Origin of the sequence: Mycobacterium sp. NAZ190054 (genome assembly GCF_001545925.1) — a bacterium.
GTDB lineage: Bacteria > Actinomycetota > Actinomycetes > Mycobacteriales > Mycobacteriaceae > Mycobacterium.
In genome coordinates, this window is record NZ_LMVQ01000140.1 from 1 (window position 1) to 9297 (window position 9297).

The 9297-nt window shown below is 70.2% G+C and carries 9 protein-coding genes; 4 read left to right on the forward strand and 5 right to left on the reverse strand.

Annotated elements, in window-relative coordinates; genetic code table 11:
- Window positions 1-220 (forward strand): hypothetical protein (locus ASJ79_RS33135; RefSeq protein ID WP_231750827.1); only part of this gene is annotated, 220 nt, incomplete at its 5' end.
- 4 nt (window positions 221-224) lie between these two features.
- Here the strand turns inward: ASJ79_RS33135 and ASJ79_RS11825 are convergent.
- Window positions 225-1391, reverse strand: coding sequence for an AI-2E family transporter (locus ASJ79_RS11825; RefSeq protein WP_067955318.1), 1167 nt, complete (start codon window positions 1389-1391; stop codon window positions 225-227).
- A gap of 77 nt (window positions 1392-1468) precedes the next feature.
- On the opposite strand from ASJ79_RS11825, the gene ASJ79_RS11830 reads away from it, so the two are divergent.
- Together ASJ79_RS11830 and ASJ79_RS11835 are read left to right on the forward strand one after the other, a co-directional pair.
- On the forward strand, window positions 1469-2638 hold the full coding sequence (locus ASJ79_RS11830) for a TIGR00374 family protein (RefSeq protein ID WP_067955319.1): 1170 nt from the start codon (window positions 1469-1471) through the stop codon (window positions 2636-2638).
- A 10-nt stretch (window positions 2639-2648) separates the two neighbouring features.
- Entirely contained in the window at window positions 2649-3041 is a 393-nt protein-coding gene (locus ASJ79_RS11835; RefSeq protein ID WP_067955321.1) for a DUF3054 domain-containing protein, read from the forward strand.
- Here the strand turns inward: ASJ79_RS11835 and ASJ79_RS11840 are convergent.
- The 4 genes from ASJ79_RS11840 to ASJ79_RS11855 form a co-directional block, all read right to left on the reverse strand.
- Window positions 3033-4370 carry a HAMP domain-containing sensor histidine kinase gene (locus ASJ79_RS11840; protein WP_067955331.1) on the reverse strand — a complete coding sequence of 446 codons (1338 nt, stop codon included), beginning with the start codon at window positions 4368-4370 and terminating at the stop codon, window positions 3033-3035. The genes ASJ79_RS11835 and ASJ79_RS11840 overlap by 9 nt on opposite strands.
- A gap of 18 nt (window positions 4371-4388) precedes the next feature.
- Window positions 4389-5057, reverse strand: a complete 669-nt coding sequence (locus ASJ79_RS11845; RefSeq protein ID WP_197420176.1) for a response regulator transcription factor — start codon at window positions 5055-5057, stop codon at window positions 4389-4391.
- Window positions 5058-5139: 82 nt separating this feature from the next.
- A complete protein-coding gene (locus tag ASJ79_RS11850) occupies window positions 5140-5532 on the reverse strand; it encodes a heme-binding protein (protein ID WP_067955326.1) in 393 nt (130 codons plus the stop codon).
- 136 nt (window positions 5533-5668) lie between these two features.
- Window positions 5669-6091: a hemophore gene (locus tag ASJ79_RS11855; RefSeq protein ID WP_067955328.1), complete on the reverse strand. Its 423-nt coding sequence runs from the start codon at window positions 6089-6091 to the stop codon at window positions 5669-5671.
- Between the two features lie 271 nt (window positions 6092-6362).
- Between ASJ79_RS11855 and ASJ79_RS11860 the strand changes: the two genes are divergently transcribed.
- Window positions 6363-9297, forward strand: a 2935-nt coding sequence (locus ASJ79_RS11860) for an MMPL family transporter (protein WP_231750828.1), incomplete at its 3' end; no start/stop codon positions are given.

Here is a 9297-nt window from a genome sequence, read left to right on the forward strand (position 1 = left end):
GGCGACCGATGTGGATCAACGCCAGCTCGCTGAGCAGCTGCTGGCCCAGGCGCAGGACGACGACGCCGACGACACCAGGACCCGGGCCATCCCCACGGCGCGGCAGACCGACGCCGACGCGGCCACCGAGAAGCTGAACACGCGTCCCGACGACGGGAAGCGTCGCGGCAGCAACGGGCTCAGCGCGCAGGAGCTGCTGCGCCGCGAGGGCCGGCTCTGACCGGCTAGCTGCTCTCGCGAGGTGTCTCCGTCCCGACGTCGTCGGGTTCGGCGCGCATCACGGGTTCCTCCTCGGCCTCCATCGCCGCCTCCTCGGCGGCCGGGTCCTCGGCGAGCAGCACCCGCACGGCGCTGTTGATGAACGCCAGGACCGGCACGGCCAGCAGCGCGCCGACGATCCCGGCCAGCACGGCGCCGCCGGCGATCACCAACACGATGGCCAGCGGATGGATCGCCACCGCCCGGCCCATCACCAGCGGTTGCAGGACGTGGCCTTCGAGCTGCTGGACCGCGATGATCAGCCCCAGCGTGATCAGGCCGTAGATCCAGCCCTTCGCGATGAGCGCGACGATGACCGCCAGGAAGCCGGTCACCACCGCGCCGACGAGCGGGACGAACGCGCCCAGGAACACCAGCGACGCCAGCGGCAGCGCCAGCGGGATCCCCATGATCGCCAGCCCGACGCCGATGCCGACGGCGTCGACGAGGGCCACCAGGAACGTCGCGCGCACGTACCCGATCAGCGAACGGAAGCCGGCACGTCCGGCGTCGCGCACCCGGTCGCGCACGTGCGCCGGGAACACCCTGGTGACGAACGCGAAGATGTTGCGGCCGCCGTGCAGCAGGAAGATCAGCGTGAACAGCATCAGCAGCGCGCCGGTGACGATCTCGGTCAGCGTGCCCGCGGTGGACAACGCACCGCTGGTGAGTCGCTCCTGGTTGCTGCGCAGTGCCTCGATGGCCTGGTCGCGGGCCTGGTTGATCTGCGCCGGGCTGACGTCGAGCGGTCCGTCGGTCAACCACCGGACCAGCCCCTCGATGCTCGTCGACACCTGGTCCACCAATTCCGGTGCGCCCTCGACGAACTGGTTGACCACGAACGTGAGCAGGCCGCCGAACAGCGCGAACCCGGACAGCAGCACCAACGCCACCGCCCCACCCCGGGGCGCGCCGCGACGGTCCAGGAAATCGACGGCGGGCATCAGCAGCGCGGCCAGGATCGTCGCGAGCGCCACCGGTACGAACAGGATCTCCAGCCGCAGCACCAGCCACAGCAGCGCGACGACCGCGCCGAGGATCAGCAGCAGGCGCCACGACCAGGCCGCCGCCTTCCGCACCAGCGGGCTCACCGACTCGTCGGCGTAGGAGTCGAAGGACGGACCACCTGACATTCCGGTAGCGTAACGGCCTGCGCTGAACGCACCCGGGATCTGCGATTTCGGACTTCGCGCGGCTTACTCTGTACCGCGTGTCCCACGACGCGCCCGCGAGCGACACCCAGGCCGGTCCCGCCGGCCCCGGTCGGACCCGCGGCAAGTACTGGTGGCTGCGCTGGGCGGTGATCGCGCTCGCCGTCATCGTGCTGGCCGTGGAGTTGGCGCTGGTGCGCGACCAGTTGACCCAGGCGTGGGCGAGCCTGCGGTCGGCCGACTGGGTGTGGGTTCTGGCCGCCGCGGTCGCGGCGATGGCGTCCATGCACAGCTTCGCGCAGATCCAGCGCACGCTGCTGCGGTCGGCCGGGGTGCGGGTGCATCAATGGCGCTCGGAGGCGGCGTTCTACGCGGGCAACGCGTTGTCCACCACGCTGCCCGGCGGCCCGGTGCTGTCGGCGACGTTCATCTACCGCCAGCAGCGGCTGTGGGGGGCCTCGCCGCTGGTCGCGTCGTGGCAGCTGGTGATGTCCGGGGTGCTGCAGGTCATCGGCCTGGCGCTGCTCGGCCTCGGCGGCGCGTTCCTGCTCGGCGCGAGTAAGAACCCGCTGTCGCTGATCTTCTCCCTCGGCGGGTTCCTGGCGTTGATCCTGCTGGCCCAGGCGGTGGCGAGCCGGCCCGAGCTGCTCGACGGCATCGGGGTGCGGGTGCTGACGTGGACCAACTCGGTGCGCGGCAAGCCTCTCGACACCGGCCTGGCGAAGTGGCGCGAGATCCTGGCCCAGCTGGAGTCGGTGCATCTGGGCCGGCGCGACCTCGGCGAGGCGTTCAGCTGGTCCCTGTTCAACTGGGTCGCCGACGTAGCCTGCCTGTTGTTCGCCTGCTACGCCACCGGCGGGCATCCGTCGCTGGCCGGGGTCACCGTCGCCTACGCGGCGGCCCGCGCGGTCGGCTCGATCCCGCTGATGCCCGGCGGTCTGCTCGTCGTCGAGGCGGTGCTGGTGCCCGGTCTGGTGTCGAGTGGCATGTCGCTGGCGTCGGCGATCTCGGCGATGCTGATCTACCGGCTCATCAGCTGGATCTTCATCTCCGCGATCGGCTGGGTGGTGTTCTTCTTCATGTTCCGCACCGAGAGCCGGCTCGACCCGGACTCGGCCGGCGACGGACCCGTACCGGCCGCGGAGCCGCAACAGTTCAGCCCGGACCCCGAGGCCTTCCACCCGCCGGACGAGAAATCCGGCGCACCACCGGACGACCCGGGTCGCTAGCCTTCAACACGTGACGACCGAACCGACCACCCCTGCCGCCGGGACCGCGCTGAAAGCGCTTGCCGCCGACCTCGTGTGCGTCGTGGTGTTCTGCACGATCGGGCGGCGCAGCCACGCCGAGGGCCTGACCGTCACCGGCATCGCCGAGACCGCGTGGCCGTTCCTGACCGGAACCGCCGCCGGCTGGCTGGCGAGCCGGGGCTGGCGGCGGCCTGCGTCGCTCGCGCCGACCGGCCTGATCGTCTGGGTCGCGACCGTGGTGGTCGGAATGCTGCTACGCAAGGCGACCGGCCAGGGCACGGCGGTGAGCTTCATCGTCGTGGCGTCGTTGACCACCGCGGTGCTGCTGCTCGGCTGGCGCGCCACCGCACGGGCACTGGCCCGCCGTCGTTCGTCAGTCTGAAGCCTGTTGCGCACCAACGCTGTTGGAGACCGTCAGGGTGGCGCGCAGACCGCCGAGCGGGCTGTCGGACAAGGTGATGGTGCCGCCGTGCAACGCGGCCTGCTGGGCCACCAGCGCCAGCCCCAGCCCTGAACCACCCGGTGCGGCGGTGCTGCCGCGGGAGAAGCGGCCCAGCACCGCCTCGTGTTCCTCGGCGGGCAGGCCGCGGCCGTTGTCGTCGACGACGATCGTGACCGCGTCGCCGTCGCGGTGCGCGGCGAGCACGATGCGGCTGGCCTGCCCGTGCGTGACGGCGTTGCGCACCAGGTTGTCCACCGCGAGCCGCAGACCACCGGGCCACCCCAGCACGGTGCCGAGGTCTTCGCTCGCGTCGATCTCGATCTGCACCTCGCGGCCCACGCGCATGTTCTCGCGCCCGACCCGGTCGAGCATGTCGGTCACGTCGATCACCTCGCGGTCCTCGGCCTGCGCGAGCTGACCCGAGGCGAGCTGCCCCAGCGCGGTGATGATGCCCTCGACGCGGCGCTGGGCGCGGGACAGGTCGGCGACCACCTCTTCGCGCTCCTCCTCGGGCAGGTTGTGGATGCGCAGGGTGTCCAGATCGGCGCGCATCGCGGTCAGCGGGGTGCGCAGTTCGTGGGCGGCGTTGGCGGCGAAGTCCTGGGCGGCCTGCAACGAGTTCGTGGTGGCGCGCTGCGCCGCGGCGAGGCGGTCCAGCATCGCGCTCATGGCCTCGGACAGGTCCTCGGCCTCCCGGACCCCGTGCACCGCCGGGATCTGCGCGGTGTCGTGGTCGAGCCGCTTGGTGTGTTCGGTCAGTTTGCGCAGCGGCCGGATCGCCGGGCCGGCCAGCAACCAGCCCAGCACCGCGGCGAGCAGCACGGTGGCCACGCCGACACCGATGTAGAGCGGAATCCTGGCCCGGCTCAGCAGAATGCTGTCGGCGCGGATGCCGATCGACATCAGCACCCCGCCCTCCTGCGCCGGAATGGTGCGCACGCGGTACTCGACGCCGTTGACCAGCACGGTGTCGGTGCCCGGAGGCAGCGGCGGCAACTGGAATCCGCGCTGGTAGACCACCTGCCCCGAGGACCGCGACCGGCCGGTCTGCAGGACCCCGCGCCGCGGATCGGACAACTGCTCGGGAAAGACACTGGCGTCGACGATCGCGTCCAGGCGGCGATCCAGTTGCGCCTCGTCGTTGCTGGCCAGAACCAGGGAGGTCAGGATCGTGAACGCCGCGACCACGGCGGCAGCGGCGGCAGCGGCGGCGATGGCCACCCTGGTGCGCAGGGAAGCCGATCGCAGGAACCTCGGGAGCGTGGGCAGGGTCAGCACACCCGCGGGTCAGGGCTCTTCACGCAACACGTAACCGATACCGCGCACGGTGTGGATGACCCGCGGCAGGCCGTCACGCTCCAGCTTGCGGCGCAGGTACGACACGAACACGTCGGCGACGTTGGTGTCGACGTCGAAGTCGTAACCCCACACCAGCTCGAGCAGGCGTTGTCTGCTCAGCACGACGCCGGCGTTCTCGGCGAGCGCGGCCAGCAGGTCGAACTCCCGCTTGGTCAGCTCGACCCGCTCACCGGCGACGAACACCAGCCGGCGCGCGGTGTCGATGGTCAGCGAGCCCACCGTCATCGAGTCCGAGGTGGGGTCGGAGTGGTGTGCGCGCCGCAGCAGCGCGTGCAGCCGCGCGACCAGCTCGCCGAGATCGAACGGCTTGGTCAGGTAGTCGTCGGCGCCGGCCTCGAGCCCGGCGATGCGGTCGTTGACGGTGTCGCGCGCCGACAGCACGCAGATCGGGATGTCGTTGCCCAACGCCCGCAGCGCGGTCACCACCGCGACCCCGTCGAGCTCGGGCATCTGCACGTCCAGCACCAGCGCGTCGTGCGATTCGCTGGACAGCAGCCGCAGCGCTTCCTTCCCCGTCGCGGCGACCCTGACGTCGAACCCCGAGTGCCGCAAGCCGCGCGCCACCGAGGTTCTGACGTCCGGGTCGTCGTCGACCATCAACACCGTCCGACCCGCGCCGTCCTGGGCGGACAGCTCCCCCCCGCGAGCGGGCGGAGTGTCCACCCTTTCTCGCACCGCGTTACGGGAAGTTCGGCCCGTCGGGGTCCTCCGGCGTGAACCCACAACGATGCTTGATGTCGGCCAGCGGCTGGCGGACCCCGCGCAGCTCGGCGTTCACTTGCGGATTCGCCTCCAGGTACTCGGCGACCTCGGCCCGGATCTGCTCGTGCGGCTTGCCGTGCAGCCCGGTCAGGAACGCGTTCACCTCCGGGTGGGTGAAGAGGTACGCCGACGTGGCCGCCGAGACTCCGGAGGCGACCCCGGAGAAGTCGGCTGCCGTGCAGTTCGGCGGCGGCGGGGCCGGCTGCGCTGCAGCCGAGGGCAGGACGCCGAACAGCATCCCGCCGGAGACCGCGCCTGCACCAAGCGCACCCGCGACCGTGCGACGCACAGCTGGGGCCGAGAACACCATGGAGGCTCCTTCTTCAGATATAGACCGGGCCGAGGTGGTCACCGGTCGGGACCATCCTAGAAAGCTAAGCAGAACCACCGCCCACTTTCTTGCGGAGCGGTTAACCGATCATGAGAAAGTCCCCAGGACCAGCCCGTCACCGGGTCGCCGTGACCGCGGCGTTCTGCGCCGCCGGAAGCGTGGGGACCTGCTGGGCGGCCTGCATCAGACCGAACACCTGCGGCAGCGTCACCGGCAGCCGGCACTTGCCCGACAACGCCACCAGCGGTTGCTGCAGCCGCTGCAGATCGGAGGCCACCTGCGGGTTGGCGTCGAAGTACGCCTTGAGTGCCGCGACCGACTGCGGGCCCTCCTGCTGCTGGGAGATCGCGGTGATCGCGGTGTTGGTCCTGGGGTTGGCCTCCAGGTAGTTGCCCGTGTAGGTGGCGACCTCGGCGACGGTCTTGGCTACCTCGCTGGCCGCGCACGGATCGGGGGCCGCGGCCGCTGCCGGGCCGGTCAGCACAGCCATGCCGACCACGCCCGCGATGACGGCGGCGAATTTTCCCGCCAGATGCATGACGAACTCCTAACAGTTCGGCAACACGTGTGCCGCGCTGCGCAAACTTGTTGCGATGATGAGCGCTGGGTCCCCGACGCCTGTGTCGCTCCGCCGCCATACTGCCACCGCCCCGCGGGGACGGCGAATGCGGCGGCCGAATCCGCTGGTATCAGACCTGTAAGAGGCGTTTCTGACAGCTGTTCAGAGCCCGGCGGACTGACAGAAACCTGCTGTACCCTCTCGCTATCGGCAGCCGGGGAGAAAGTGGGGAGTTCCGATCCAGCAGTTCATGATGCGCGTGAGCAGCAACCTGCGCAGGTTCCGCTGGGCGGTTTTCGCGGTCTGGGTCCTGCTTCTGGTGCCCTCGGTGTATCTGGCACTGAACCAGTCCAGCCATCTCACCGGCGGCGGCTTCGAGGTCGAGGGTTCACAGTCGCTCTACGTCCAGCGGCAGCTCGAAGCGCAGTTCCCCGATCAGGGCGCCTCCCCGCTCGCCCTGGTCGCCGCCCCGCGCCCGGACGCGTCGTTCGAGGACATGACCGAGGCCGTCGCCCATCTGGAACGGCTGGCCGCCGAGGTGCCCAGCGTCAAGGTCGTCCCGACGCCGCAACCGCCGCCGCGGCCCGACCGTCCGTACGTCATCACGCTGCAGCTCGACTTCGAGAACACCGGCGCGGTCGACGTCGCCAAGCAGTTGCGCGAGAAGATCGGCGTCGACGGCGAAGAATCTGGCGAGATGGAGAACGGCAAGGTCCGGCTCTACGTCATCGGGCAGGGCGCGCTCGGCGCCGCGGCCACGCTGGCGACCAAGGACGACATCGCGCAGGCCGAGAAGTGGAACTTCCCGATCGTCCTGATCATCCTGCTGGCCGTGTTCGGCTCGCTGGCCGCCGCGGCGATGCCGCTGCTGCTGGGCATCTGCACGGTCGTGGTGACCATGGGCCTGGTCTTGCTGCTGTCGATGTACACGACGATGTCGGTGTTCGTGACCTCGACGGTGTCGATGTTCGGCATCGCGGTGGCCATCGACTATTCGCTGTTCATCCTGATGCGGTTCCGGGAGGAGTTGCGCGCAGGGCGGGAACCCGAGGACGCCGCCGACGCCGCGATGGCGACGTCCGGGCTCGCCGTGGTGCTGTCCGGTCTCACGGTCATCGCGTCGGTCACCGGCATCTACCTGATCAACACCCCCGTGCTGCAGTCGATGGCCACCGGCGCGATCCTGGCCGTCGCCGTCGCGGTGCTGACGTCGACGACGCTGACCCCGGCGGTGCTCGCGACGTTCGGCCGCCGGGCCGCGAAACGGTCGTCGTATCTGCACTGGGGCCGCGGGGTGGAGGCGACCCAGTCGAGGTTCTGGACCCGCTGGACCGGCTGGGTGATGCGCAGGCCGTGGCTGTCGGCGACGGCGGCGGCCGCGCTGCTGCTGACCTTCGCCGCGCCGGCGTTCTCGATGATGCTCGGCAACAGCATGCAGCGGCAGTTCGACCCGACCCACGAGATCCGCGGCGGGGTCAACGCCGCGGCCGAGGCGCTCGGCCCGGGCGCGCTCGGGCCGGTCCGGGTGCTGGTCACGTTCCCCGATGGCGACACGGCCCAGGCCGAGGCGCCGCTGCTCGAATCGGTGGGCCAGAAGATGGCCGAGGCGCCCAACACGGTGACGGTGTCGGCGCCGGTGTTCGGCACCGACGGGCGCACCGCGCTGCTGTCGGCGGTGCTGTCGGTCGATCCCGAGGAGATGGGTGCGCGCGACACCGTCGACTGGATGCGCGACCAGCTGCCCCCGGTGGCCGGGGACGCCGCCCGCATCGACGTGGGCGGCCCGACCGCGCTGATCAAGGACTTCGACGACCGGGTGTCCGCGACGCAGCCGCTGGTGTTCGGGTTCGTCGCCCTGATCGCGTTCGTGATGCTGCTGGTCTCGATCCGCTCGGTGTTCCTGGCGTTCAAGGGCGTGCTGATGACCGTGCTCTCGGTCGCGGCGGCCTACGGCTCGCTGGTGGTGGTGTTCCAGTGGGGCTGGCTCTCCGACCTCGGTTTCAAGCAGATCTCGTCGCTGGACAGCACGATCCCGCCGCTGGTGCTCGCGCTGACGTTCGGGTTGTCGATGGACTACGAGATCTTCCTGCTCACCCGCATCCGGGAGCGGTTCCTGCAGACCGGCAACACCCGCGACGCCGTCGCCTATGGCGTGTCGACCAGCGCCCGCACCATCACCAGCGCGGCGCTGATCATGATCGCGGTGTTCATCGGCTTCGCGTTCGCCGGCATGCCGCTGGTCGCCCAGCTCGGCGTCGCGTGCGCGGTGGCCATCGCGGTGGACGCGACCGTGGTGCGCCTGGTGCTGGTGCCCGCGCTGATGGCAATGTTCGACGAGTGGAACTGGTGGCTGCCGCGCTGGCTGGACCGCGTGCTGCCGTCCGTGGACTTCGAGAAGCCGCTGCCCAAGGCCGACATCGGCGATCTGGTGATCATCCCCGACGACATCTCGGCGCTCGCGCCGTCCGGATCGGATCTGCGCACCGTGGTCAAGTCCGCTGCAAAGCTGAAAACGCTTGTGCCGCAGGCCATCACGGTGGCCGATCCGCTCGCGTTCAGCGGCTGCCAGCCGTACGCGAAGATCACCGGCAGCCGCGTCGGCCGCGACGAGCGGATCACCGCCGCGGTCAGCAACCGGGCCCACGGCAAGACCGTCGCGGTGAAACTGCCCAAGCACCCGGTGACGATGTGGCGCGGCAGGCTCGACGTCGCGCTCGACGCGCTGGCCGTCGAACGCGACGCCCTGACGGACAGACACCCGCCGACCGACGAGACCCCGCGCGGCGAGAAACCGCCCATCGAGCGCATCAGCCCGATGGAGACCACGAATGTGCTGCTGCCCACCGGCGACCGGCTGCAGATCCCGACCGGCGCCGAGACGCTGCGGCTGAAGAGTTTCCTGATGCTGCAACGCAACAGCGTCCGCGACTACCACGAGTTCGCCGAGCTGGTGGATTCGATGGACACCAACACCGCGGCAGAAGTGCTCACCGGGATGGACCGGTACTACTGTGGTCAACCGGCCCGACCACACTGGGTGGCCACCCAGCTGGTGCGGCGACTGGCCCATGCCCTGGATCCCGAACCCGACGAGCAGCGCGACGAACAGGGCCTGCAGCACGTTGGCTTCGGTGACGGCGGAGAACAACGTCGACGGGATGATGTCGGAGATGAACTCCATTGTG